Origin of the sequence: Rhodococcoides fascians NBRC 12155 = LMG 3623 (assembly GCF_001894785.1) — a bacterium.
Classification (GTDB): domain Bacteria; phylum Actinomycetota; class Actinomycetes; order Mycobacteriales; family Mycobacteriaceae; genus Rhodococcoides; species Rhodococcoides fascians.
Genome location: NZ_BCWW01000006.1, coordinates 37,458 through 61,494 on the forward strand (window position 1 = coordinate 37,458; position 24,037 = coordinate 61,494).

25 protein-coding genes and 1 pseudogene are annotated in these 24,037 nt (G+C 64.2%); 7 read left to right on the plus strand and 19 right to left on the minus strand.

Annotated elements, in window-relative coordinates; all coding sequences use genetic code 11:
• Positions 1 to 68 precede the first annotated feature (68 nt).
• A complete protein-coding gene (locus tag RFA01S_RS13435; RefSeq protein ID WP_027496837.1) occupies positions 69 to 746 on the plus strand; it encodes an amino acid ABC transporter permease in 678 nt (225 codons plus the stop codon).
• Positions 746 to 1,618, plus strand: coding sequence for an amino acid ABC transporter permease (locus tag RFA01S_RS13440; protein ID WP_027496836.1), 873 nt, complete (start codon positions 746 to 748; stop codon positions 1,616 to 1,618). Before RFA01S_RS13435 ends, RFA01S_RS13440 begins: the two co-directional genes overlap by 1 nt.
• 96 nt (positions 1,619 to 1,714) lie before the next feature.
• On the opposite strand, the gene RFA01S_RS13445 is transcribed toward RFA01S_RS13440, so the two are convergent.
• The 5 genes from RFA01S_RS13445 to RFA01S_RS13465 form a co-directional block, all read right to left on the minus strand.
• Positions 1,715 to 2,266, minus strand: coding sequence for a regulatory protein RecX (locus RFA01S_RS13445; RefSeq protein WP_032407084.1), 552 nt, complete (start codon positions 2,264 to 2,266; stop codon positions 1,715 to 1,717).
• A 12-nt stretch (positions 2,267 to 2,278) separates the two neighbouring features.
• A complete protein-coding gene (gene recA / locus RFA01S_RS13450) occupies positions 2,279 to 3,316 on the minus strand; it encodes a recombinase RecA (protein ID WP_027496834.1) in 1,038 nt (345 codons plus the stop codon).
• Positions 3,317 to 3,509: 193 nt separating this feature from the next.
• Positions 3,510 to 3,701, minus strand: a complete 192-nt coding sequence (locus RFA01S_RS13455; RefSeq protein ID WP_027496833.1) for a DUF3046 domain-containing protein — start codon at positions 3,699 to 3,701, stop codon at positions 3,510 to 3,512.
• 10 nt (positions 3,702 to 3,711) lie between these two features.
• The gene (locus RFA01S_RS13460; RefSeq protein WP_032407123.1) at positions 3,712 to 4,884 is read right to left on the minus strand and encodes a glycosyltransferase; all 1,173 of its coding nucleotides are present in this window, start codon (positions 4,882 to 4,884) and stop codon (positions 3,712 to 3,714) included.
• 65 nt (positions 4,885 to 4,949) lie between these two features.
• Positions 4,950 to 5,531 carry a TetR/AcrR family transcriptional regulator gene (locus RFA01S_RS13465; protein ID WP_032372827.1) on the minus strand — a complete coding sequence of 194 codons (582 nt, stop codon included), beginning with the start codon at positions 5,529 to 5,531 and terminating at the stop codon, positions 4,950 to 4,952.
• A gap of 268 nt (positions 5,532 to 5,799) precedes the next feature.
• Here RFA01S_RS13465 and RFA01S_RS13470 point away from each other — a divergent pair, with 268 nt between their 5' ends.
• A complete protein-coding gene (locus tag RFA01S_RS13470; protein WP_027496830.1) occupies positions 5,800 to 6,696 on the plus strand; it encodes a diacylglycerol kinase in 897 nt (298 codons plus the stop codon).
• A 12-nt stretch (positions 6,697 to 6,708) separates the two neighbouring features.
• Here RFA01S_RS13470 and RFA01S_RS27760 read toward each other — a convergent pair whose 3' ends face one another.
• The 5 genes from RFA01S_RS27760 to pgsA all read right to left on the minus strand — a co-directional run bounded on the left by RFA01S_RS27760 (position 6,709) and on the right by pgsA (position 10,097).
• On the minus strand, positions 6,709 to 6,882 hold the full coding sequence (locus tag RFA01S_RS27760; protein WP_027496829.1) for a hypothetical protein: 174 nt from the start codon (positions 6,880 to 6,882) through the stop codon (positions 6,709 to 6,711).
• Positions 6,883 to 6,980: 98 nt separating this feature from the next.
• Complete coding sequence (gene pspM, locus RFA01S_RS13475; protein ID WP_236253812.1) at positions 6,981 to 7,850, minus strand: phage shock envelope stress response protein PspM; 870 nt, start codon at positions 7,848 to 7,850, stop codon at positions 6,981 to 6,983.
• Positions 7,851 to 7,895: 45 nt separating this feature from the next.
• A complete protein-coding gene (locus RFA01S_RS13480; protein WP_027496827.1) occupies positions 7,896 to 8,705 on the minus strand; it encodes a PspA/IM30 family protein in 810 nt (269 codons plus the stop codon).
• Positions 8,706 to 8,849: 144 nt separating this feature from the next.
• Entirely contained in the window at positions 8,850 to 9,191 is a 342-nt protein-coding gene (locus RFA01S_RS13485) for a helix-turn-helix domain-containing protein (protein WP_032407083.1), read from the minus strand.
• Positions 9,192 to 9,410: 219 nt separating this feature from the next.
• Positions 9,411 to 10,097 (minus strand): CDP-diacylglycerol--glycerol-3-phosphate 3-phosphatidyltransferase, encoded by a 687-nt coding sequence (gene pgsA, locus RFA01S_RS13490; RefSeq protein ID WP_370878690.1) that lies wholly within the window; start codon positions 10,095 to 10,097, stop codon positions 9,411 to 9,413.
• Between the two features lie 110 nt (positions 10,098 to 10,207).
• Between pgsA and RFA01S_RS13495 the strand changes: the two genes are divergently transcribed.
• On the plus strand, positions 10,208 to 10,795 hold the full coding sequence (locus RFA01S_RS13495; protein WP_228139205.1) for an amino-acid N-acetyltransferase: 588 nt from the start codon (positions 10,208 to 10,210) through the stop codon (positions 10,793 to 10,795).
• 41 nt (positions 10,796 to 10,836) lie between these two features.
• On the plus strand, positions 10,837 to 11,121 hold the full coding sequence (locus RFA01S_RS13500) for a YciI family protein (RefSeq protein WP_027496823.1): 285 nt from the start codon (positions 10,837 to 10,839) through the stop codon (positions 11,119 to 11,121).
• A gap of 86 nt (positions 11,122 to 11,207) precedes the next feature.
• Here RFA01S_RS13500 and RFA01S_RS13505 read toward each other — a convergent pair whose 3' ends face one another.
• Together RFA01S_RS13505 and RFA01S_RS13510 are read right to left on the minus strand one after the other, a co-directional pair.
• Positions 11,208 to 13,898: a DNA translocase FtsK gene (locus tag RFA01S_RS13505; RefSeq protein WP_174557253.1), complete on the minus strand. Its 2,691-nt coding sequence runs from the start codon at positions 13,896 to 13,898 to the stop codon at positions 11,208 to 11,210.
• A gap of 68 nt (positions 13,899 to 13,966) precedes the next feature.
• Positions 13,967 to 14,590: a TIGR03085 family metal-binding protein gene (locus RFA01S_RS13510; RefSeq protein ID WP_032391498.1), complete on the minus strand. Its 624-nt coding sequence runs from the start codon at positions 14,588 to 14,590 to the stop codon at positions 13,967 to 13,969.
• 79 nt (positions 14,591 to 14,669) lie between these two features.
• Between RFA01S_RS13510 and RFA01S_RS13515 the strand changes: the two genes are divergently transcribed.
• Positions 14,670 to 15,449 carry a sulfite exporter TauE/SafE family protein gene (locus RFA01S_RS13515; RefSeq protein WP_032366467.1) on the plus strand — a complete coding sequence of 260 codons (780 nt, stop codon included), beginning with the start codon at positions 14,670 to 14,672 and terminating at the stop codon, positions 15,447 to 15,449.
• A 3-nt stretch (positions 15,450 to 15,452) separates the two neighbouring features.
• Here RFA01S_RS13515 and RFA01S_RS13520 read toward each other — a convergent pair whose 3' ends face one another.
• From RFA01S_RS13520 to thyX, 3 genes are all read right to left on the minus strand, one after another.
• Positions 15,453 to 17,204, minus strand: a complete 1,752-nt coding sequence (locus tag RFA01S_RS13520) for a ribonuclease J (RefSeq protein WP_032391499.1) — start codon at positions 17,202 to 17,204, stop codon at positions 15,453 to 15,455.
• A 107-nt stretch (positions 17,205 to 17,311) separates the two neighbouring features.
• Positions 17,312 to 18,220, minus strand: a complete 909-nt coding sequence (gene dapA, locus RFA01S_RS13525; RefSeq protein ID WP_027496818.1) for a 4-hydroxy-tetrahydrodipicolinate synthase — start codon at positions 18,218 to 18,220, stop codon at positions 17,312 to 17,314.
• Positions 18,221 to 18,319: 99 nt separating this feature from the next.
• Positions 18,320 to 19,099 carry an FAD-dependent thymidylate synthase gene (thyX, locus tag RFA01S_RS13530; protein WP_228139203.1) on the minus strand — a complete coding sequence of 260 codons (780 nt, stop codon included), beginning with the start codon at positions 19,097 to 19,099 and terminating at the stop codon, positions 18,320 to 18,322.
• Positions 19,100 to 19,225: 126 nt separating this feature from the next.
• Between thyX and RFA01S_RS13535 the strand changes: the two genes are divergently transcribed.
• Positions 19,226 to 19,702, plus strand: a complete 477-nt coding sequence (locus RFA01S_RS13535) for a hypothetical protein (RefSeq protein ID WP_032387275.1) — start codon at positions 19,226 to 19,228, stop codon at positions 19,700 to 19,702.
• Between the two features lie 30 nt (positions 19,703 to 19,732).
• Here the strand turns inward: RFA01S_RS13535 and zwf are convergent.
• The 4 genes and pseudogenes from zwf to RFA01S_RS13550 form a co-directional block, all read right to left on the minus strand.
• Positions 19,733 to 21,188, minus strand: a pseudogene (gene zwf, locus RFA01S_RS13540) (glucose-6-phosphate dehydrogenase).
• 48 nt (positions 21,189 to 21,236) lie between these two features.
• Complete coding sequence (locus tag RFA01S_RS13545; RefSeq protein ID WP_032383355.1) at positions 21,237 to 22,445, minus strand: winged helix-turn-helix domain-containing protein; 1,209 nt, start codon at positions 22,443 to 22,445, stop codon at positions 21,237 to 21,239.
• Positions 22,446 to 22,480: 35 nt separating this feature from the next.
• Positions 22,481 to 22,597 (minus strand): MFS transporter small subunit, encoded by a 117-nt coding sequence (locus tag RFA01S_RS28630; protein ID WP_420030340.1) that lies wholly within the window; start codon positions 22,595 to 22,597, stop codon positions 22,481 to 22,483.
• A complete protein-coding gene (locus tag RFA01S_RS13550) occupies positions 22,594 to 23,964 on the minus strand; it encodes an OFA family MFS transporter (protein WP_027496813.1) in 1,371 nt (456 codons plus the stop codon). The genes RFA01S_RS28630 and RFA01S_RS13550 overlap by 4 nt, the downstream gene beginning before the upstream one ends.
• Positions 23,965 to 24,037: the final 73 nt, after the last annotated feature.

Genomic DNA, 24,037 nt, shown 5'->3' on the forward strand with positions numbered 1-24,037 from the left:
GTGTTCCGCTCGTCGCGGGCGGGACACGACGGCTCGATCTCGCCGAGCCGTGAGGATCAACAAGCACCGTGAACCTATTGAGCAAGTACGGCGATCAACTGATCGACGCGTTCCTCTCGACCATCTACCTGACGTTGGCATCCCTCGTCGGTGCGTTGGTCATCGGAACGATCATCGCCGCGATGCGCGTATCACCCATTCCGATTGCGCGCGGAATTGCGGCGACGTACGTCACCATCTTTCGTAACACCCCCTTGACCCTGATCATTCTGTTCACCTCGTTCGGGCTATATCAGACAATGGGCGTTTCTCTGGCGTCGGAGTCCTCACCGACGTCACTCGACGACAACAACTTTCGATTGGCAATCCTCGGGCTGAGCATCTACACCGCGTCGTTCGTGGCCGAGTCACTGCGATCGGGCATCAACACCGTCCCGGTGGGGCAGGCCGAAGCGGGCCGCTCGCTGGGAATGACGTTCACCCAGAACATCTCGATCGTCGTTCTTCCTCAGGCGTTCCGCGCGGTGGTCGGCCCGCTGGGAAGCGTCGTGATCGCGTTGACGAAGAACACGACCATCGCATCGGTCATCGGCGTCGCCGAGGCGTCGTTCCTGATGAAGAACATGATCGAGAACGAGGCCGCGATCTTCGTCGTCGGCGGAATCTTCGCGCTCGGCTTCATGATCTTGACGCTCCCGACCGGGTTGCTGTTCGGCTACATCAGCAAGCGATTGGCGGTGTCATGATGAGTGATGCAGTAGCAGTTCTGTACGACGTTCCCGGACCCAAAGCGGTACTGCGATACCGCATTCTGACTGTCGTCGTCGCGGTGATCTCGCTCGGAATCGCATTTCTGATCTACCGCGCCCTCGACTCGAAGGGGCAGCTCACTGCCGAGAAGTGGGACCCGTTCCTCGAATCGACAACGTGGACCACGTATCTGTTGCCCGGTATTCAGGGAACTCTGGTCGCGGCGGCATTGTCGATCGTGTTCGCCCTGATTCTCGGTGCCGTCCTCGGCATCGGCCGCCTCTCGGATCACCGCGCTGTACGAATCGTCAGCGGTGCGATCGTCGAATTGTTCCGTGCAGTTCCCGTGCTGATCCTGATGATCTTCCTGTACGCGGTGTACGCCGATTACGAGGTCTTCAAGGTCAAGTACCTGGCGTTGGCCGCGGTGGTCACCGGCCTCACTCTGTACAACGGATCGGTGATCGCCGAGATCGTACGTGCCGGAGTCAATTCACTGCCTAAGGGTCAGCGCGAAGCCGCCTCGGCGCTGGGCATGCGCAAGAGCCAGGTCATGACCCTGGTACTGCTCCCCCAGGCCGTGACCGCGATGCTGCCCGCCATCATCTCGCAGATGGTGGTGGCACTGAAGGACTCGGCGCTGGGATACATCATCGGGTACGTCGAAGTCGTCCGTTCCGGTCAGCAGGTCGGCGCGTTCTACAGCAACTACCTCCCGTCGCTGATCATCGTCGCCGTCATCATGATCATCATCAACTCGGCGTTGACGAAACTGGCGACCGTGGTCGAGCGGCGTCTGCGATCGCGAAAGCGTAAGGGCGGCACCGCCGCTGTTGTGCCTGCACTCGACGGCGGTCAAGCGGCCTGAGCTCCGCACCGTTCGGCTGCACAGCAGTATGGCCCGCAACACCGATGGTGTTGCGGGCCATACTGTTTCTCGACTACCTGGACTCGATGTGGACGATCACATCGAATCTGGGCCGTCGAAGTCTTCGGTGTCGGCTCCCACGCGATCGAGTTGTTCCTTGACCACGGCGAATGCCATTCCCTGCGAGTAGCCGCGGCGGGCCAGCATCCCGACCAACTTGCGCACCACTTTGTCGCGTTCGGCTCGTGCGTCGGGCCCGTTCGGATCCGGCAGATGCAGCGTTCGGAATCGTTTGCGCACCAACTCCGCAGCACGCTGCCGCTCGTCTTCGGCATCGATCAGATCCAGGGCGTTCACGGCCAGCTCGTTGCTGACGCCTTTGTTCCGCAGCTCCATGCTCAGGGCGCGTTTGCCCTTGCCGGAGTACTTGTGCCGAGATTGAACCCACTGCTCCGCGAACGACTCGTCGTCGACGAGTTTCGCCTTCTCGAGTCGGTCGAGCACTGCGGTGGAGACCTCGTGGGTGAAACCCTTCTTGGCCAAGCTGGCTTCGAGTTCGTGTCTGCTGCGTGCCCGGTCGGTCAGCAGCCGAAGGCAGACGTCTTTCGCCTGCGCTTCGGTGCCGCCGCCGTTGTCTCGCTGCTGCACAGCGAACCCAGGTTAGAAGTCGACCGGAGCAGCTGCGGGCTCCTCTGCGGTGACGTCCGCACCGATCTGCAGCTTCTCCATGATCTTCTTCTCGATTTCGTCACGCACATCGGGATTCTCGAGCATGAACTTACGGGCGTTCTCCTTGCCCTGTCCGAGCTGATCGCCTTCGTAGGTGAACCACGAGCCCGACTTGCGGATGAACCCGTGCTCGACACCCATGTCGATCAACGAGCCTTCACGGCTGATGCCCTTGCCGTAGATGATGTCGAATTCGGCCTGCTTGAAAGGCGGCGCGACCTTGTTCTTGACGACCTTGACACGGGTGCGGTTACCGATGGCCTCGGTTCCGTCCTTCAGCGTCTCGATCCGACGGATGTCCAGACGTACCGAGGCATAGAACTTCAATGCCTTACCACCGGTGGTGGTTTCGGGGGAACCGAACATGACGCCGATCTTTTCGCGCAACTGGTTGATGAAGATCACGGTGGTACCGGAGTTGCTCATGGCACCGGTGATCTTGCGCAGCGCCTGGCTCATCAGACGGGCCTGCAGACCCACGTGACTGTCACCCATCTCGCCTTCGATCTCGGCGCGCGGTACCAGTGCGGCCACCGAGTCGACGACGAGGATGTCGAGGGCACCGGAGCGAATCAACATGTCGGCGATTTCCAGGGCCTGCTCACCGGTGTCGGGCTGCGAGACCAACAGTGCGTCGGTGTCGACACCGAGCTTCTTTGCGTAGTCGGGGTCGAGCGCGTGCTCGGCATCGATGAACGCGGCGATTCCGCCGGCACGCTGAGCGCTGGCCACCGCGTGCAATGCGACGGTGGTCTTACCCGAGGACTCAGGACCGTAGACCTCGATGACTCGGCCGCGGGGCAGACCTCCGATGCCGAGTGCCACGTCGAGCGCGATCGATCCCGTGGGGATGACGGCGATGGGCTGACGGACCTCGTCGCCGAGGCGCATCACCGAGCCCTTACCGAAATTCTTGTCGATCTGCGCGAGTGCGAGATCGAGCGCTTTGTCGCGGTCGTATGCAGCCATCGTGAGCTCCCTGTGTCGTTTCGTTCAGCTGTGTCTGTCGATCAGCTTGTTGGCGGTAACGCTAGAACGGGGTACCGACAAGAAGTTCTTCGAGACCGGCCAGCAACCGTTGACATCAGCATAGGCGAACACGTGTTCGAGTCAACTACCACAGCTTTCGACACGCCGAGCGACTCGAGCCGATGCGGTGGAGCTACCAACGTTCCTTGGGCACATCGAACTCGTAACAGATCGACCGCCATACTTCCCGCGGGTCGACACCGTCTTCGATGGCCTGCGCGCCCGTCCGTCCGATACCGGACAGCACATGATCGGCGAGCAGGGAATTGCCTCGAACGGAGCCGAACTCCTCGGTGAGCAGTTCACGAAATTCGGTCAGACGCACATCGATCAGCCTAACGCCCGCCCTCGGCGTCGCTACCGGCGAGCACCTCGCGGCAGACCGAGACAGGATCCTCGACGTGATGCGCGCCTGCAGCCGCCGAGGTCGCTGCCGCCGCATGACGAGGGTCGGACAGCACGGCGGACACGGCGTCGGCAATTGCACCCGCGGTGGCGGGACGCACCAGTACGGCACTCCCCTGCCGAGCGGCCCGGTTCGCCAGCTCCCATTGATCGCCGCCGCCCGGCACGGTGACCACTGGAACTCCGTGGATGAGCGCCTTGGCCAACATGCCGTGACCACCTCCGCACACCACGACATCGGCGCGGCGCAGCAATTCGTCCTGGCGACCGAGTCCGGCATTCGCCCATTCCGGCACGTCGTCGGGGCCCCCGTCGAGCACCGAGGCCACTACCCGGACGCCTGTGCCGTCCAATCCCTTCAGAGCCATCTCCAACATTCCCTCGGCCCCGGTGAACGCCGTCGACGGGGCCACCATCACCAGCGGCGTATCGCCGGCGGGGACGTCGAGCAATTCGTCGGTGGGCTCCCACAGCAGTGGCCCCACCACATGGGCATCCCTCGGCCAGTCGGGCCGCGGCACTTCGAGTGCGGGAATGGTGGCGATGAGCCGAGCAGCCGGCCCGGGATCGCGTGCGGGGAGTCCGATGCTCACTCGGGCGTCGGCGCGCTGTTGCTGCCCGCGGGCGATAGAGCGCGCCGTCAACGCGCGCATCACCGTATCGCGAAGACGACCCCGAACACCGCGTCCGGGCGCGAGCCCACTTCCGATGGGCGGCAACCCCTTCGATGGCGAATACAGCGGGTGGGGCGAGAGCTCGACCCAGGGAATTCCCAATCGCTCGGCAGCCATTCCGCCTCCGGCCGTGAGAATATCGGAGACCACCAGATCGACGTTCTCGCGATCGAGGTCCGGCAACAGTTCTGTCGCGACAAAGGCTGCGCGCGAATGAATGCGCTGCCCGGCATCGAGATCGTCGTCCTCCGGTCTCGGTAGCAGGCCACCCAGTGGGAGCGTGCGAAGACCGGCCGCTCTGGCGTCGCCGACCCACCGGCTTCCGGTGAACAGGACCGGATCGTCACCCGCCCGCTCGAACAACAGCGACAAGGCGATAGCGGGAAACGCATGTCCTGGGTCCGGGCCGGCCACCACTGCTACTCGCACGCGCTCAGCGTGCCACATCGCCGCGCTGGACGATCACCGATGGTGCCGGGCAGCGGCACCGACGGTCAGGCTTTGTCGGGACGAAGGTAGGCGTCGACGGCGTCCGCCATCTGGCGTACCACCTCGCCACCCGGAACCCGTTCGGACACCATCTCGGCGGACTGGACGGCGGACTGGACCATGAGCAGGACGAGCGTCGCCAGGGTATTCGGATCCCCGTCGCGGATCGACGAATCACGTTGTCCCGCTTCGACAAGACGCGCCACCGCATCGATGATCAACGATTGGCTGGTACCGAGGCGGTGCAGAATGTAGGTCGCGAGCACGTCCGAGTCCGACCGCAGAATCTTGACGAACAGCGGATGCTGCCTTATTCGATCTCCCGCCTGAACCACAGCAACGACGATCTGCTCGCGTCCGGACGCGGTGGCGTCGAAGTCGGGAATCAGGGCAGCGATCTCACGGGTGAGCAGGCTCGACACCACTGCTCGGGTATCGGCCCACCGCCGATACACCGTGGGCCTGCTGACTTTGGCGCGTCGTGCGATCTCGGCGAGGGTCGTGCGCTTGACTCCTCGTTCGAGGATGCACGAGCGTGCGGCGTCGAGAACGGTGTCCTCCACCGACTTCTCGGGTGCTGCCTCCAGGGAGGACTCGACCGAGGCGGGAGTCGACACCTGCTGCTCGATCACAGATCACCCTTCGCACAACGGTCGGAAGTAAAGTACTTCACTCGGAAACATTTCGTGTCGTTACTATACCTCACAGTAACAGCGACACCGTGTTGCACAGTGACCGTCGGCCCGTCCGTCCGTATTCTTCGGTGCCATTGTCGGGTGCCGATCATGCCGCCGACCTGCGCAGGAAACCTCGACCCTGGCAAGCTGATCGAGTGACCGACGAATTCGAGCTTGCATGACGCGATCGGTGACCGTTCTGACCAATCCCACGGCCGGCGGTGGTCGAGCAGTCCACGCAGCACGGCGCGCCGTGACGCGTCTGCGCGAGCGTGAACTCGACGTCTCGACCGTCGAGGGCCGAACGGCGGGTGATGCGCTGGAGTTGTTGAAGCGAGCCGTCGGGTGCGGGACGGATGCCGTCGTTGCCGTGGGCGGCGACGGGGTCGTCAATCTTGCGTTACAGGTGATCGCGGGAACCGACACTCCGCTCGGACTGATTCCTGCGGGCACAGGCAACGATTTGGCCCGGACGCTCGGGGTCCCCCTCGACGATCCCACCCGCGCAGCGGATCTCGTGGTCGACGGAGTCGTGACGTCGATAGATCTCGGTAGGGTCGGGACGCGCTGGTTCGGTACGGTCCTGTCGAGCGGCTTCGATTCACTGGTCACCGAGCGCGCCGGCCGCCTGCAGTGGCTTGCCGGCCCGCTGCGGTACAACGCGGCCATGATATTGCAGTTGGCTGCTCTCCGAACACTCTCGTACACAATAGAATTGGATGACGCCGAGCTGCACCTGGATGCCGTTCTCGTCGCCGTCGGAAATGGCAGCAGCTACGGCGGCGGCATGGCCATCTGCCCGACCGCACGAGTGGACGACGGGCTGTTCGCCATCACTGTCGTCCGGGATGTGAGTCGAACGCGATTGCTTGCGCTGTCGCCGACGTTGTATCGGGGTGCCCACGTCGACCTTCCGGAGGTCGAGGTCTACAGCGCCCGGAACGTGACAGTGCACTGCGACGACATGGTGGCGTACGCAGACGGCGAACGCATCGCAGAATTACCCGTCACGATCGAATGCGTGCCGCGTGCGTTGCGAGTGTTCGTCGGAGCGGATTCCCCACTGCGCACGTAACGCGGTCGGCAGTCAGTATTTCAGCGACGAACGGTCGTGACCGGAGGAGATGGCCTTGTACAGCCACACCAGCCCGAAGACGATGGCCCCGGCCACGACCAACCAGAACAAGCCCTTGATGATGCTGCCCAGCAAGGCAAGTGCGATCCAGACGAGAACGATGAATCCGAGAATTTTCCAGAACATGAACGGCTCCTACCGTGTGACGCGCACCGGGTCGTATCGCGTTATGTCGATACTGGCAGCCGATCACGGCGAACACATCGGGGTGAACCCTGATCTTCTCACCGGTGTCGTGACCGGATTTCGTCGAGTTCGGTGAGCGCGTCGGCCCACCCTTGCAGTCGATCGGTGGCAGACAACAATTCTCGGCGATGAGATTCCACCACGTTCTTCGACGTGGACCCGGCCGGTCCGGTCATCCGTGCTGCAGCGGCGACGAGATCCTCGTACTGATCCACTCCGGCAGCGAGATCGCTTGCCGCAGCCTCGATTCCGGGCCGCAGATGCGTGCGTGTCGACGAGCTTGCCGCTCCCGCACGTTCGAGGGCCGCAATATCGACGGCAACACCTTCCAAGCCCCTCACCGCATCCGAGGCAACGCCGATCATCTCTTCGACGTCCTCGGGGGCGATGGTGCCCGATCGCGCCAGAATTCCGAGCAGCTCGAACAGACTCTGCTCTGCGCCCGCCAATCGTGACATCGGCTCGAAGGCGGCAGATCCACGCTGCGGTAACGAACGCCTGCCGGGCAGTCCCACCGGAACCGGTTGACCTCGCAGTCGCCGCAAACGACCGAAGGCGTACACAGCAGGAACGGCCAAGAGCGCGGCAGAACCACCACCGACGAACAGAGTCCATTCCGGAGCCGACAAGGCTGCGATCCCCGCAGTACTCACCGCAGTGGTCGTCGACGCGGCCCCGAACCTGATACTTCGCCGGCGAGCCCGTCGAATCTTCTTCAGGTGCTTGGCACGTGGGTCCTTACGACGGCCGGCGGCATCGAGCAGTGAGGTTCCTGCGGCCCGCGCTGTCTCGGCCAGAGACCGGACCACCGCTCCGGATTCGGCAACGGCGGCTGTCACAGTCTCCCTGTCCAACGAAACGGCCGGCCGCTTACGCGACCGGCCGGGTTCGTGATTCTTGTTGCTCATGTGTCCGAACTACTGTCTACTCGAACGAACTTCGCGTTCGGTCGATCACGCCTGTGCCGGCGGCTCGGGCGTTGCGTCCGGGGCCTTGGCGATCGACGGCTTGGCGGCGGAATTACCCGTGGGCAGGGAGTCACCGGCCATGGAGGCACGGATCTGCTCGAGCCGGCTGTGACCGGCCATCTGCACAGATGCCTGCTGAACCTCGAGCATCCGTCCGGACACGGAGTTCTGAGCGAGCTCGGCGGAACCGAGCGCGTCTGCGTAGCGACGCTCGATCTTGTCGCGCACCGCATCGAGACTCGGGGTGTTTCCCGGTGCCGACAACGTGCTGTCCATCGAGCGCAGCGATTCGCTGACCTTCTCCTGCATCTTCGCCTGCTCGAGCTGGCTGAGCAGTTTGGTGCGCTCGGCGACCTTCGACTGCAGGGCCATCGCGTTCTGCTCGACGGCTTTCTTGGCCTGTGTGGCAGCCTGCAGAGACTGGTCGTGCAGAACCTTGAGGTCCTCGACGCTCTGCTCGGCAGTCACGAGCTGAGCCGCGAACGCCTCGGCCGCGTTGGTGTACTGCGTGGCCTTCTCGACGTCACCCGCAGTAGCGGCCTGATCGGCCAGCGTCACGGCCTGACGCGCGTTGGCGTTGAGCTTCTCGACCTCGTCCAGCTGCCTGCTGAGCTTCATTTCGAGCTGACGCTGATTGCCGATGACGGACGCCGCCTGCTGAGACAGCGCCTGGTGCTGCCGCTGCGCGTCTTCGATCGCCTGCTGAATCTGAACCTTGGGGTCGGCCTTCTCGTCGATCTTGGAATTGAAGAGGGCCATCATGTATTTCCAGGCCTTGACGAAAGGATTAGCCATGGGGTGGTCCTGCCTCCATCTGTTGCGCCGCGGTGGCCGCGTGCGGGTCGGCTGCTCTCGCAGTGACCGAAATGAACCTGTCAGTGCAGTGAAGTACGGGTGACTCGGTGGGGCCGGCAGCCGACATCGGCTACTCGTTCGATCTTAGGCGGCGGCAAGAGCTCTGGCAGCAGGTGCCGGGATCACGACCCGCGTATCACCGTCGATGCGGGTGGCCACAGCCGATTCGTCGGAACGCACAGCGGCAGTGGATGCATCCGACAGCGTGACGCTCACGTCGCTCATCACATCGGAAAGAGGCACGGCCAGGGCATCGCAGATCGCAGCGAGAAGTTCGCTCGACGCTTCCTTCCGGCCACGTTCCACCTCGGAGAGGTAGCCGAGGCTCACGCGCGCGGTGTTGGAGACTTCACGCAGGGTGCGGCTCTGTGCGACGCGAGTACGCCGCAAACTGTCGCCGAGTGCTTCACGCAATAGCAGCGCCATCTCGCTCCTCCTCGTTGGTGCTGTTGCCGACGACTGTGCCGTCGAGACGACCACGTTCGTATCGTTCGTTCGGAGCCGTCGTAGGGTCAACGTCCCAGCCGGCCCGATTGGTTCCCGACCCTATATGCCCGTCGCCTCCGACACGCGCCGAAGGGGCTCCGACACGGCTGTCGGAACTGCAACTTCCCGCATCGCCTCGTGGACGCCCGTCGAATGCACTCACACCGAGGACACACCCCGGCGCAACCGAATCGCCTGAACCACGTAGTCCAGGCCGGTGTACACGGTCAGCAGAACCGCCAGAGCCATCAGCGCCAGCGCCACTGGATCGACTGCGCTGGGCAGCGGACACAGATACACGCCGATCGCGAATGTCTGGACCAGTGTCTTGACCTTGCCGCCACGACCGGCCGGAATGACTCCGTGACGAATGACGGCGAAACGGACCGCGGTGATGCCTATTTCGCGTACCCCGATGATCGCCGTCACCCACCAGGACAGATCGCCCAACATCGACAGCCCGACAAGGGCAGCGCCGATCAGCGCCTTGTCGGCGATGGGGTCGGCCATCTTCCCGAAATCGGTGACGAGTCCGTACTTGCGGGCGAGTTGGCCGTCGATCCGGTCGGTGATGGCCGCTGCGGCGAAGATCGCCGTCGCCGCCAACCGCCACGAGGTGTCGTGACCGTCTCCGACGAACAGTGCCGCAAGAAAGACCGGAACCAGAGCGATGCGCAGCACGGTCAGCACGTTGGCGATGTTGAGCAGCGGGACGGCGTCCGATCCGCCCGGAGCAGCGTTGCCGTGCGGCAGCCCCGCACTGCGCGAGGCACCGCCGGATGGAACACCGTGGCCCGGCGCTGTCGGGCCGGTCACGAAGCCGCTTCTCGGCCGCGGACCGGACATTCGATGGTGTGTCGGCGTTCGGGCAGCACCGACCCGTCGAGACGGGGACACTGCTCGCTGAACGACACACGGAAAGTTTATCGGTTGCATCGGTGACTACTGTTCACCACATGACTTCTGGGCCGAATCGGGCGAGTCGCGACACTGCCGATCCCGAATCCGACGAGTATTCCGACACCGTGGACGGCACGTCCATCGGCGACGCCACCCTGGTCGTGCGTCGAGCCCGAACCTCCGACATTCCCGAGATCAAGCGGCTGATCGACATCTACGCGGGCCGAATCCTGCTCGAGAAGAACCTGGTGACGCTGTACGAGGCAGTGCAGGAGTTCTGGATTGCCGAGCGCGCAGGCGAAGTCATCGGATGCGGAGCTCTGCACGTGCTCTGGGCGGACCTGGGTGAGGTACGCACGGTGGCAGTCGACCCCGCAGCCAAGGGGCACGGAGCCGGCCACCTGATCGTCGCCAAACTCATCGAGGTGGCACGCGAGCTCGCGCTGCAGAAGGTGTTCGTGCTGACCTTCGAAGTGGATTTCTTCGCCCGGCACGGCTTCTCCGAAATCGAGGGAACGCCCGTCACTGCCGAGGTGTACGCGGAGATGTGCCGGTCCTACGACACCGGCGTCGCAGAGTTTCTCGACCTGAGCTACGTCAAGCCGAACACATTGGGCAACACGCGCATGCTGCTCTCGCTCTGACAGAATTCTCCGGACACCCCTCGAATCCGGAAGTGAGCTCCATGCCCCTGATCGCCGTCACCTACACGTACTCCCCCACGACCACCGAGGGCCGCGACACCCATCGCGCCGCACACCGGGCGTGGCTGGCCGACTTGTTGGAGAAGAAGACGCTCGTCTCCAGTGGCCCGTTCGCCGACGACAGCGGCGCTCTGCTGCTCGTGGACGGCCCGGACGCCGCATCCGTGGAATCACTGTTCGCCCAGGATCCTTTCGCGGTCGAGAACCTCATCGAGTCGGCAGACTTCCACGAATGGACACCGGTGATGGGCGCGTTCACGGCCTGAGTCTGCTCGCCCACCCGTTCTGCGTGAATGGACCATTGCACCGCCCAGACGGCTGCAATGGTCCATTCACGCAGGTGTAGGGCCCGTCAGAACTCCTCGGACGCCGGCTGCTCGTCCGGGTCCCCGCCCTTGATGGACCACAGCAATCCGTCGAGTTCGTCGGGCTTGACGAGTACTTCGCGGGCTTTCGAGCCCTCGCTCGGACCCACGACGCCGCGGTTCTCCATGAGGTCCATCAGTCGTCCTGCCTTGGCGAATCCGACCCGTAGCTTGCGCTGCAGCATCGACGTGGAACCGAACTGGCTGGTGACGACGAGTTCGACGGCTTGCAGCAGCACGTCGAGGTCGTCACCGATGTCGGGGTCGACGTCCTTCTTGTCCGAGACCTTCGCGGCGGTGACGGTGTCGTTGTACTCGGGCTCGGCCTGATTCTTGGCGAAGTCGACGACGGCCGAGATTTCCTCGTCCGTGATGAACGCACCCTGCAGACGCGTCGGCTTGCCCGCACCCATCGGCAGGAACAGCGCGTCGCCCATGCCGATCAATTTTTCGGCTCCGGGCTGATCGAGGATGACTCGCGAGTCGGTCAACGACGACGTGGCGAATGCCAGACGTGAGGGCACGTTCGTCTTGATCAGACCGGTGACGACGTCGACGGACGGACGCTGCGTGGCGAGCACCAGGTGGATACCTGCGGCGCGCGCCTTCTGGGTGATGCGCACGATCGCTTCCTCGACGTCGCGAGGAGCGGTCATCATCAGGTCGGCAAGCTCGTCGACGATGGCCAGGATGTAGGGGTACGGCCGGTAGACGCGTTCGCTGCCCAACGGTGCGGTGATCTCGCCGGACCGCACCTTCTTGTTGAAGTCGTCGATGTGCCGGACCTTGTTGATCTGCATGTCCTGGTAGCGCTGCTCCATCTCCTCGACCAGCCAGGCCAGGGCCGCGGCAGCCTTCTTCGGCTGCGTGATGATCGGCGTGATGAGGTGCGGGATGCCCTCGTACGGCGTCAACTCGACCATCTTCGGGTCGATCAGAATCATCCGGACCTCGTCGGGTGTCGCCCGTGCCAGCAGCGACACGAGCATCGAGTTCACGAAGCTCGATTTACCCGAACCGGTGGATCCCGCCACCAGCAGGTGCGGCATCTTCGCCAGGTTGGCACTGACGAAATCGCCTTCGATGTCCTTGCCGAGGCCGATCACCAGAGGGTGGTGATCCTTGCGGGTCGACGGGGCGGTCAGCACATCGGCCAGGCGGACCATCTCGCGATCCGAGTTCGGCACCTCGATACCGACGGCGGACTTGCCGGGGATCGGGGCGAGCAATCGCACGTTGTCGGTCGCGACCGCGTAGGCGATGTTGCGAGCCAGCGCAGTGATCTTCTCGACCTTGACGCCCGGTCCGAGCTCCACCTCGTAGCGGGTGACCGTCGGTCCGCGGGTGAATCCGGTGACCGCAGCGTCGATCTTGAACTGCTCGAGTACCTCGGAGATGGCCTCGATCATCGCGTCGTTCGCCTGGCTGCGCGTCTTGGGCGGATCGCCGTCGATGAGCAGCGACAACGACGGCAGCGTGTAGTCGCCGTCGACGACGCGATCGACGACGATCTTGTCGTCGTCGGCAGCCGGCTTGGGTTCGGCGGCCTTGACGATCGGCTTGGGCTTCGGCCGCGGGGGCGCGGCAGGCTCGGGCACCGGGACCGGTGCGGCCGCGGCAGGCGTCATGACCTCGGTGGGGGCCTCCGGTGCCGGTGCAGGGGTCTTGCGAGCGCGTGATGGCTTGACGACCGGGATGTACTCCTCGGTCGGGTAGTTGTCGTACGGGTCGGTGGTGCCGTGCACCGGGTATCCGTCGGCGTCGAAGTTCGAGTCGTAGTCGCCGTAGCCCTCGTCGCCGAATTCCGAACCGAAATCGGCCGGGTCGTACTCGTCGTATTCGTCGCCTCGACTATCGGTACCGAACAGTGCCCGCATCCGGTCCGGTACGTCTCGTACCGTGGTGCCGGTGAGCAGCAGCACGCCGAACAGGCCGGCGAGCAGCAGCAACGGTACGGCGAGCCACACCGTCAGGCCGTCGGCGATGGGTCCGCCCGCAACGTAGCCGACGAAGCCCGCTCCCTCGGACCGACCGGTGGCGTCGGTCGGTGACCCCGCCGCCATGTGCCACAGCCCGAGAACGGGCAAGCCCAGCAGTATCGAGCCCAGAACCAGGCGTGGTCTGACCTCGGGGCGAGGCTCCGAACGCATCAGCACGACGGCGATCGCGACCCCCAGCACGGGTGCGACATAGCCGGCGTCGCCGATGACGGCACGGATCCCTACCTCGATCCACTCACCGACCGGGCCGCCGGCACTGAACCACACGCTTGCGGCGACGACGACGCTGACGGCGATGAGCCCAAGGGCGATTCCGTCACGTCGGTGACCGTGCTCGATGTCCGCGGCCTTGCTGACGGTGCGTGTGGTGGCACCGACACCTCGTGCCGCCATCGACCACGTAGACGCGATTCCGCGACCGATCGCGTCGAGCGCACCGCGGGACTTCTTCTTCATGGGGGGCCGCCGCGACGCAGCACCTCTCGCGGGTGCCTTACCGCGAGACGATGCGCTTACCCGCGTGGTCGCCGGGTTGCGCGGTGCGGTGGGCTTCTTCGGTGTCGTGACGGTTCGAGCCGTGCGGCCGGTACCGGACTTACGAGAGGTACCGGACGCGCGCGAGGAGCCGGATCCGCTGGATCCGGCCCTGGCGGTGGAGGTGCTGGTCTTTCCTGCCATGACCCCAGGCTAGTCGCAACAGCCCCGTCGAAACCATCCGCAACACCAGTAACAACGACGGATGTGCGTCAGAAACTCAGGTCGAGCGCCTTCACGGCGGCGACATCGTCCGCCGAGCCTTCGTACACGACCTCTACCTGGTCCCGACCGAACGCATAGAGAAGGAGTTCGGAGGGTTCCCCCACCACCGTCACACCCGGGCCCGAGCCACCCTTGAAGGTGGCCTGTCGGCCGTCCGGGGTGCGGACATGCACCGGAACCGGTGCCGAGCGGTGCCCTGCTCGTCCGATCAACCGCACCTGGGGCCACAGTCGGGACTCGACCGCGCTGGGCAGAACCCGTCGGGTCCAGTTCCCTTCCGCGCGGCGCAGATCCTCGTGATGCACGAACATCTCACCGAGGTTGATCAGCGGATCCAGCAGGGCGAACGGCGACCACATCGGCGGCCCGGTCCGAACGTCCTCGACCACCGACGCGAACGGTCGATTCGCAACGGAACGCTGGACCCGCTCCGTGTATCCGGACAACGGACCGAGAAAGATACCCGGCGACGCATCGAGCCGCCGTTCGCGAACGACGAGGTGCGCGGCCAGATCGGCAGCAGTCCACTTACCGCACAGTGTCGGCGCATCGGGACCGACGTCGAGAAGGGTTCTGACAAGCTGGGAACGTTCATCCTGGGCAAGGCTCACGTACTTCAGGCTACGGCTACACCGAAGGAGCGGCATCCTGCCGGGAGACCGACTCCTTCGTCTGGGTAACCTCCCAACAGTGCCGGTATCGGAAATTCTCGTCATCCTGCTCGCCGGCCTCGGGGCCGGTGCAATCAACGCCGTCGTCGGTTCGGGCACGTTGATCACGTTCCCCACTCTGGTCGCGTTCGGCTATCCCCCGGTGGTCGCCACGATGTCCAACGCCATCGGACTGGTGGCGGGAAGCGTATCGGGTACCTGGGGGTATCGCCGGGAACTTCGCGGGCAATGGCACCGACTGCGTTGGCAGCTTCCCGCCTCTTTCTTCGGCGCACTCGGTGGCGCGTGGCTGCTGTTGCATCTGCCCGAAAAAGTATTCGCCTCTGTCGTTCCGGTGTTGCTCATCGGTGCATTGATTCTCGTTGTCGCACAACCGAAGATCCAGGCCTGGGCCAAACGTCGGTCTGAGGCGGCCGGCAAGGCGGCCGGCCACATCGGCCGCGGCCGCATGGCGCTGGTCACCGTCGGCACTCTGCTGGTCGGCATCTACGGGGGCTATTTCACTGCAGCACAAGGAATCCTGCTCATCGGAGTGATGGGCGCACTGCTCCCCGAATCCATGCAGCGCATGAACGCTGCCAAGAACTTGCTCTCGCTGGTGGTGAATGTCGTTGCAGCAGTTGCTTTCACGATTTTTCGATTCGACGACATCAGCTGGCAGGCCGCCGGTCTGATCGCGGTCGGCTCCCTCATCGGCGGAGCTGTGGGAGCACGCTACGGCCGCCGGCTGTCGCCGGCGGCCCTGCGCGGTGCCATCGTCGTCCTCGGCCTCATCGGCCTGTGGCGACTGCTCGTCTGAACTCTAGGAATGCGGTTGCGGCTTGACCGCGATGATCGTCGGAACGATCATCGGCTTACGCCGATACTTGTCCGCTACCCACCGGCCCACGACGCGGCGGACGGCCTGAGCGATCCGGTGGGTATCGGACACTCCGTCCGAGGCCAGCCGCTGCAGCTCGGCCTCCACCAGCTGGCCGGCCTCCTTCAGGGCCGCCGGGTCGTCGGAGAATCCGCGACCGGACACCTCGGGTGCGGTCACTGCACGGCCGGTGGCCGAATCGACGGCAACGCTGATCGCGATGAAGCCGCCCTCGCCGAGCACCAGACGATCCGACAGCGTCGAATCTCCGACATCGCCGACCGACAAGCCGTCGACGTAGACGTGACCGACTGGGACCTGCCCCACGATCTCGGCGAGCCCGTCGACCATGTCGACAACGACGCCGTCCTCGGCGAGGACGATCCGGTCCTCGGATACGCCGGTCGCCTTCGCCAGAGCCGCATTGGCCCGGAGGTGACGCCACTCGCCGTGTACCGGCATGGCGTTGGTCGGCCGCACTGCGTTGTAGAGGTACAGCAATTCGCCTGCCGATGCGTGACCCGAGACGTGCACCTTCGCGTTCTGCTGCGTCACGACGGTCGCGCCACGCTTGGCGAGGCCGTTGACCACCGCGAACACGGAGTTCTCGTTGCCCGGGATCAGCGACGACGCCAGCACCACGAGATCGTTGGCCTTGACGTTGATCTGACGGTGCTCGCCGCGAGCCATCCTGGACAGCGCCGACAACGGCTCGCCCTGCGAACCGGTGGAGATGAGCACCAACCGGTCGTCCGGGAGCGTCGCGGCGGTATCGACATTCACCTCGAGGCCGTCGGGCACCCGTAGATAACCGAGATCCTGGGCGATCTGCATGTTGCGCACCATGGAACGACCGACGAACGCCACTCGACGGTTGTATCGCTCGGCCACGTCGATGACCTGCTGGATGCGGTGCACGTGACTGGCGAACGACGCGACGATGACGCGCTGCTTCGCCTTGCCGATGACGGTGTCGAGCACTCCGCCGATCTCCCGTTCCGGCGTGACGAATCCGGGCACCTCGGCATTGGTGGAGTCGACCAGGAAGAGGTCAACGCCCTCGTCACCGAGCCGTGAGAAACCGGCCAGGTCTGTCAGACGACCGTCGAGCGGCAGCTGATCGAGCTTGATGTCTCCGGTGTGCAGCACCAGACCGGCATCGGTCCTGATGGCGATGGCCAGAGCATCGGGGATCGAGTGATTCACCGCGAAGTACTCACAGTCGAACGGCCCGTGCTGTGTGTGTTGACCCTCGATCACCTCGACGAGATTCGGCCGCAGCCGGTGCTCACGGCACTTGGCCGCGACCAGCGCGAGGGTGAACTTCGATCCGACGACGGGCAGGTCGGGACGCAGTCGAAGCAAGAACGGGACTGCGCCGATGTGGTCCTCGTGACCGTGCGTCAGCACCACCGCCTCGACATCGGCCATGCGGTTCTCGATGTGCCTGAAGTCGGGCAGGATCAGGTCGACGCCCGGCTGCTGGTCCTCGGGGAACAGGACGCCACAGTCGATGATCAGCATCTTGCCCTGATGCTCGAAGACAGTCATGTTGCGACCGATTTCGCCGATTCCGCCGAGCGCGACCACTCGTAGGCCCTTGAACGGAGCCTTCGGCGGTGTGCCGAGACGCTCGGTCGGGTCGAACTCACGACGCTTGTCGGGACGCTGCGTCCGAGCGGAATTCTGCACCATCGGCTTGCCCTGGCGGGCACCCGAAGGTTGGCCCTGCTTGGGAGCGGGACGCTCGGACGGCGGTCCGGCGTTTCGGGTTGCGCGTCCGCGCGATCTGTTAGGTCGTGTCATACAAGAACTCCTGCCGCCCGCAGCTCGGCTGCGAGCAATTCGATGTGATCGATGCTCGGTGGCACCTGGGGAAGTCGTGGTTCGCCGACATCGAGTCCGATGAGGCGCAGGCCTGCCTTCGATGCGCTGACGCCGCCGAGGCGTGCCACCGAACGGATGACCGGGATGAGGCTGACGTTGATCGCTTGGGCGCGGGCGATGTCGCCCATCATGAATGCGGTGTGGAGTTCGCGCAGACGGGCCGGAACGAGGTGCCCGATGACGCTGACGAACCCGGTGGCACCGACCGAGAGCCAGGGCAGGTTCAGCGGGTCGTCGCCGGAGTAGAACTGCAGACCGGTCGACGCGATCAGCTCGGCACCGGCGTTGAGATCGCCCTTCGCATCCTTGACGGCAAGGATGCGGGGGTGCTCGGCGAGCCGACGCAACGTTTCGGTCTCGATGGGGACGACCGATCGAGGCGGAATGTCGTAGAGCATCACTGGCAGATCGGTGGCGTTGGCGACCGCAGTGAAGTGGGCGTAGAGGCCCGCCTGCGGTGGCCTGGAGTAGTACGGGGTGACCACGAGCAGGCCGTGCGCACCGGCGCGAGCGGCATCACGGGCCAGTTCGACACTGTGTGCGGTGTCGTTGCTCCCGGCCCCGGCGATGATCCGAGCCCGATGTCCGACAGCCGCGATCACGGCGCGCAACAGCTCGAGCTTCTCGTTCTCGGTGGTGGTGGGCGACTCACCCGTCGTCCCGGCCAGCACCAGCCCGTCGTTTCCCTGTTCGACGAGATGATGCGCGAGCCGAACGCCTGCGTCGATATCCAACTTCCCGTCGGCCGTGAACGGGGTCACCATTGCGGTGAGCACCGTACCGAACACAGGCGCAACGGAAGGAGCGGCGTCACCGTAGGTCATGGCAGCAGATTACCCGGTGCTTTACCCACTCCTACGCAGCGGGACTCCCCGCTGACACCGGTGGTCCGCGCCGGTCCGTTCGAGCCTCGAACGCGATTCCTAGACCTCGGTGACGAAGGGGCTGCGTGCGACTTCCGTTCCGTCCGGCTGGGTCGTGATCTCGAAGTCGCCGAACACGTCGGGTGCCACGTCCACGAGCTTACGCAGACATTCGACGGCGACGCGGCGGATTTCGACGTCCGCGTGCTCCGAGGCCCGCATCGACACGAAATGCCGCCAAGCGCGATAGTTCCCACTCACCACCACGCGGGTCTCGGTCGCGTTCGGCAGAACCGATCTCGCGGCCTGCCGCGCCTGCTTGCCCCGCAAGGCAGCATTGGTGACCGACTCCAGTTTGCCGTCGAGGGCAGCGAGCAACTCGCTGTACGCGGCCCGACTCGCCTCTGTCGCCGATGCGAACAGGGCCTCGAGCTCGGGATCGCCCTCCACGGCCGGCGGAAGCACCACGTTGGCATCGTGTTCGGGCACGAAGCGCTGCGACAGCTGCGAGTACGAGAAATGTCGATGCCGAATCAACTCGTGTGTGCACGACCGAGAGATACCGGTGATGTAGAAGCTCACGCTCGCGTGCTCGAGCACCGACAGGTGTCCGACGTCGAGCAGATGACGCAGATACGACGCATTGGTCGCAGTGCGAGGGTTCGGTTTCGACCAACTCTGGTAACACGCTCTGCCTGCGAATTCCACCAACGCCTGCCCACCGTCCGCGTCGGTCTCCCACGGGATGTCGGCGGGTGGGACGAACTCGGTTCGGGCCACCAACTGCACGTTCAGCGCGACTGTTCGAGGCGCAGCTCGACCTCTGATTTCTGACGACACCGCCCAACCCTAAACGGCGACGACCGCACCCTGCCGCGCACGACGCCACCGCTGATGCCTTCGTGACGTCGAGCTGACATCACCCGACGCCTTGACTGACGCCTTCTGTGACGTCACACTGGCGTCATGGAACTGAGCCAGTACACCGACACGCTGCGCACCGATTTGATGGCCGCGGCGGCGTTGGGCGATGAACACACCCGGCAGACAGCCGAGGCCCTCGGCAAGACCGCGGAAGCGTCGGCGCGGTTGATGCTGCTGACCGCCCTGTCGGACTTCGCGGCCGAGGTGTCGAACGAACTGGGCGATCGAACCGTGGTCGTCCGCCTGGACGGTGGACAGGCACACGCAGACGTTCGACGGAACGATTCGACATCGGACCACGACGGCGAGCCCAAAGAGCCTGTTGCCGAGGAGTATCCGACCATGGACGACGTCTCGGGCGAGGTACGACGCGTCACGCTCCGACTCGTCGAGCAGATCAAGGAACGAGCCGAGGACGCAGCGAACAACAGCGGGGTGTCCCTGAACTCGTGGCTCTCCCAAGCAGTTCAGGGCGCGCTACGAGATCAGATGCGCAAGGACCGCGGTTGGAACAACTGAGGGCTCTCTCCCCTGTTTCTTCACGCGCCTCTACTTCTTCTCTCTCCACTGTCGCTCGAACGGCAGCCGCCAGGCATGCGGCGCGATGAGTTGATGAATTGCGTTGGGGCCCCACGACCCCGGTGAGTACAGGCGCACCGGCGGTGGATCGGCCAGCAACGGCTCCGATACCTGCCACAGTCGTTCGATACCCTCCGCCGTCGTGAACAGCGTGTGGTCGCCGTACATGGCGTCGAGAATCAACCGCTCGTAGGCCTCGAGCACGTCGCCGGCGCGTTCGGTTTCGTGAGTGGCGAACTGCATGCTCAGTTTGTCCAGCCGCATCCCGGGCCCGGGCCGCTTGCCGTAGAACGACAGCGACACCTTCGATGCGTCCGCCAGGTCGAAGGTGAGGTGGTCGGGACCTTGCGCTCCGACGCCCGAACCGGCAGGGAACATGCTCCTCGGTGGCTCTCGGAACGCTATCGAAATGATGCGTTGGCCTTCGGCGAGACGTTTCCCGCTACGGAGGTAGAACGGCACACCTGCCCAGCGCCAGTTGTCTATTTCGCATTTCAGTGCGACGAACGTGTCGGTGTCGGAATCGGGGGCGACACCTTCCTCCGAGCGGTAGCCCGTATATTGTCCGCGCACAACATTTTTCGGGTCCAGCGGGACCATCGATCGAAACACCTTGTTCTTCTCTTCACCGATCGCACGCGGTTCGAGTGCCGTCGGCGGTTCCATCGCCATGAACGCGAGCACCTGGAACAGGTGAGTGACGACCATGTCCTTGTACGCACCGGTGGACTCGTAGAACCCGGCCCGACCGTCGAGGGCGAGCTCCTCCGGGATGTCGATCTGAACGTGATCGATGAAGTTGCGGTTCCAGATCGGCTCGAACAGCCCGTTGGCGAAACGGAACGCCAGGATGTTCTGCGCCGGTTCCTTGCCGAGGAAGTGATCGATTCGATAGATCTGTTCTTCGTCGAAGGTCTCGTGCAGGCGAGCGTTCAGGTCGATTGCGCTCTGCAGATCGGTTCCGAACGGCTTCTCCATGATGATGCGCGATCGCTTGACCAGGTCTGCGGAGGCGAGCGTATCCACTACGGCCAGTGCAGCTCTCGGCGGAACCGACAGGTAGTGCAACCGCCTGGCGTTGCCCTCCGAGTTCGATCTCGGCCTCGGCTACCGCGGCACCCAGCGCCGCCGGCCCGGCTTTCTGCGAGACGTACGTCAGCCGCGACGCGAACTGCCGCCACTGTTCGTCGCCGACTTTGCGGCTGGAGTACGCATTGATCGATTCGCGAGCGAGGGCGCGAAATTCGTCGGTGGACATCTCCTCGAGCGAGGTACCCACCACGCGGATGTTCGGTGCCAGCTCGGACAGCGCCAAGTGCATCATCCCGGAGAGCAATTTCCGTTTGGCGAGATCTCCCGTCGCCCCGAACAGGACGACGACCTGGGGTGGGAGTTCGGTGTCGATGCCTGTCGGAAAAGTGGTCATGCTCGAAAATACTGGCACCGATCCGTACCGAGCGCACGCCGGATCATGTCATCGCAGCGCAGCGACGAGATCACCTCGGGTACCCACCACCACACGTTCGAGTTCGAGCCACTCCGCCATCTCGTGCAGGACGTCGCGCAACCGGGGTGCGATGTCGCGTGGATCGCGGTCGCCTTCGACGTACGCCGCTATGACGTGTAGTTCCGAGTTCGCCCGTACGGCCTTGAGATCGACGCGTGCCACGAGATGGCCGTCCAGCAGGAAGGGAAATACGTAGTACCCGTGAATTCGCTTGTGCTGCGGGGTGTATATCTCGATGCGATAGTGGAAATCGAAGATTCTCTCCACACGCGGCCGATAGAAGATCATCGGATCGAACGGGCACAACAGGGTTGCGACGGTGGCAGTCCTCGGTGTTCTGGCGTCGCGGTGCACATAGGCCGGCGCGTTCCACCCTCGGACGGACACCTGCTCCAGGACACCGTCTTCCACGAGGTCGGCGATTGCGGCCTTGGACTGCTTCTGGGAGAGCCGATAGTAGTCCCGCAGATCCGGCTCGGTGCCGATTCCCAGTGCACGAGAGGACTTTTCGATCAGGGCCCGCACCGCATCCGCTTCGTCGACCTGCCTGCGGAGAACAGCGTCGGGAAGCACCCGTTCGCTGAGCTCGTACTGCCGAACGAACCCGGACCGTGCCGGCACGCTGACCACTCCGGCAGCGAAGAGTTGCTCGCACACGACCTTGACGTCGCTTCGATCCCACCAGGGACCCTTGCGCCCGGGCTTCTCGACGTCGAGATGCTTCTCGATCTCACCCGCACTGGCCGCGCCGTGCTCTGCGATCACGGCGAGAACATCGTCCACCAGTGTGGGTTCACGATCGAGAATGCGGGCGGCTCCACCCCATCGACCGTGTCGGTACAACTCCATGCGCCACCGCATCAGCGGCCAGTCCTCCACCGGGAGCAACGCTGCCTCGTGCGCCCAGTATTCGACCAACCGCCTCGGGCGTCGGGTGGTGTCGGTCCAGGCGGCGTCGTCGAGGATTTTTCTGTCGTAGGCACCGACGCGACTGAACACCGGCGCGTAGTGCGCGCGCACCACCACCGACACCGAATCGATCTGCAACAACCCGGTGGTGTCGATGGCTCCGTGCACCGCGCTCTTGCTCGCCGGCCGCGTGCGCGATCGGGTCGACGCCAGTCCTTGGGCGGCCAAGGCGGTGCGGCGCGCCATGGCAGCGCTCATGTCTCGCATCGGGCCACCCTGTCACGATCCACCGACACGGTGGTTCAGGTGCTGAAGAGATTCTTGGCCTTGAGGATCAGCTCGTACAGTCCGTAGGCGAACGGCACGGACACCCAGAGCCATGCGATCACCATCGTTCCCTGCATTCGCGCGGTGGTCATGCCTTGGCTCCTGTCGAGGTCGTCGAATCGGCGGCGTCGGCCGAATCGGATTCATGGAATTTCGACGCCACCGGTTTGATGGCTTCGTTGGCCAGGAACCCGACGACCAACAATCCGATCATCACGTAGAAGGCCGGGAGGTACCGGCCGGTGGTTCCCGCCTCGCCGGCGTCGGCGATGGCGTTGACGATCAGTGGTCCCAGAACACCTGCCACCGACCATGCGGTGAGCAGACGTCCGTGGATTGCGCCCACCTGGTACGTACCGAAGAGGTCCTTGAGATAGGCCGGAACGGTTGCGAATCCCGCGCCGTAGAACGACAGGATCAACAGCGCCGACACCATGAAGAGGATCTTGTTCGTGTTGGTGAACAGTGCGATGTACAAGTACAGGAGCGCGCCGACACCGAGGTACAGACGATAGATGTTCTTGCGACCCACCACGTCCGAGACCGAGGACCAGACGAAGCGACCGATCATGTTGGTCAGAGACAGGAACGCCACGAAACCAGCGGCCGCCGCGGCCAACGATTCCGGGGAGGTGGCGTCCGGAAAGAAGTCTTGGTAGATCCCGGAGCCGCGTTCGAGGATGCCGATGCCGGCAGTGACGTTGAAGCACAACACCACCCACAGGAGCCAGAACTGCGGAGTCTTGACGGCGTTGGCCGCGGAGACGTTGTGCGTCGAGATCATCGCCGACGCCGCGGGAGGCGTCCAGCCTTTCGGTGTCCACCCCTCGGCCGGGACTCTGATCAGCACGACTCCCAGCGCCATGAACACCGCGTACCCGACGCCGAGGGTGAGGAACGTCTTGGCGATCGAACCATCGGTGAAGCCGCCGAAGTTCACCATCAGTTGGCTGGTGAGAGGTGACGCGATCAGGGCGCCGCCGCCGAAGCCCATGATCGCGATACCGGTCGCCATTCCCGGCCGGTCCGGGAACCACTTCATCAGCGTCGACACGGGCGAGATGTATCCGATTCCGAGGCCGATACCGCCGATGAAGCCGTATCCGAAGATCACCAGCCAGAACTGGCCGAGTGCCATGCCGAGTGCGGAAATCAGCAGTCCCGATACGAAGAAGACAAGTGAAACGGCCATCGCCCAACGCGGGCCGTTCTTCTCCACTCTGGTGCCGAAGATCGCGGCCGACAGGCCGAGCATGACGATGGCGAGCTGAAACGGTATGGCGGTGACCGTTCCGCTGAGCCCCAGGGCGTCGGGCTGTGAGATGGCGTTCTTGAATACGCTCCAGGCGTACGCAGATCCGATCGCCAGGTGTATCGACAGGGCTGCCGGGGGTATCAGCCAGCGACTCCACTCGGGCGTAGCAACGATTCTGGAGCGGTCGAGAATGGGGAGGGTCATCGAAATCCCTTGGTATGGAGAGCGGTACAAATGTCGACTATCCCCTGCAGTCAAACACGAGCACGACCCTGCC

Excerpts from the sequence above, each read along its gene's own strand:
- RFA01S_RS13440 (WP_027496836.1), top strand. The coding sequence starts at position 746 with ATGAGTGATGCAGTAGCAGTTCTGTACGACGTTCCCGGACCCAAAGCG.
- recA (WP_027496834.1), bottom strand. The coding sequence starts at position 3,316 with ATGGCTGCATACGACCGCGACAAAGCGCTCGATCTCGCACTCGCGCAG.
- RFA01S_RS13470 (WP_027496830.1), top strand. The coding sequence starts at position 5,800 with ATGACGCGATCGGTGACCGTTCTGACCAATCCCACGGCCGGCGGTGGT.
- RFA01S_RS27760 (WP_027496829.1), bottom strand. The coding sequence starts at position 6,882 with ATGTTCTGGAAAATTCTCGGATTCATCGTTCTCGTCTGGATCGCACTT.
- pspM (WP_236253812.1), bottom strand. The coding sequence starts at position 7,850 with ATGAGCAACAAGAATCACGAACCCGGCCGGTCGCGTAAGCGGCCGGCC.
- RFA01S_RS13480 (WP_027496827.1), bottom strand. The coding sequence starts at position 8,705 with ATGGCTAATCCTTTCGTCAAGGCCTGGAAATACATGATGGCCCTCTTC.
- RFA01S_RS13485 (WP_032407083.1), bottom strand. The coding sequence starts at position 9,191 with ATGGCGCTGCTATTGCGTGAAGCACTCGGCGACAGTTTGCGGCGTACT.
- pgsA (WP_370878690.1), bottom strand. The coding sequence starts at position 10,097 with ATGTCCGGTCCGCGGCCGAGAAGCGGCTTCGTGACCGGCCCGACAGCG.
- RFA01S_RS13495 (WP_228139205.1), top strand. The coding sequence starts at position 10,208 with ATGACTTCTGGGCCGAATCGGGCGAGTCGCGACACTGCCGATCCCGAA.
- RFA01S_RS13500 (WP_027496823.1), top strand. The coding sequence starts at position 10,837 with ATGCCCCTGATCGCCGTCACCTACACGTACTCCCCCACGACCACCGAG.
- RFA01S_RS13505 (WP_174557253.1), bottom strand. The coding sequence starts at position 13,898 with ATGGCAGGAAAGACCAGCACCTCCACCGCCAGGGCCGGATCCAGCGGA.
- RFA01S_RS13520 (WP_032391499.1), bottom strand. The coding sequence starts at position 17,204 with ATGGTGCAGAATTCCGCTCGGACGCAGCGTCCCGACAAGCGTCGTGAG.
- dapA (WP_027496818.1), bottom strand. The coding sequence starts at position 18,220 with ATGACCTACGGTGACGCCGCTCCTTCCGTTGCGCCTGTGTTCGGTACG.
- RFA01S_RS13535 (WP_032387275.1), top strand. The coding sequence starts at position 19,226 with ATGGAACTGAGCCAGTACACCGACACGCTGCGCACCGATTTGATGGCC.
- RFA01S_RS13545 (WP_032383355.1), bottom strand. The coding sequence starts at position 22,445 with ATGCGAGACATGAGCGCTGCCATGGCGCGCCGCACCGCCTTGGCCGCC.
- RFA01S_RS28630 (WP_420030340.1), bottom strand. The coding sequence starts at position 22,597 with ATGACCACCGCGCGAATGCAGGGAACGATGGTGATCGCATGGCTCTGG.
- RFA01S_RS13550 (WP_027496813.1), bottom strand. The coding sequence starts at position 23,964 with ATGACCCTCCCCATTCTCGACCGCTCCAGAATCGTTGCTACGCCCGAG.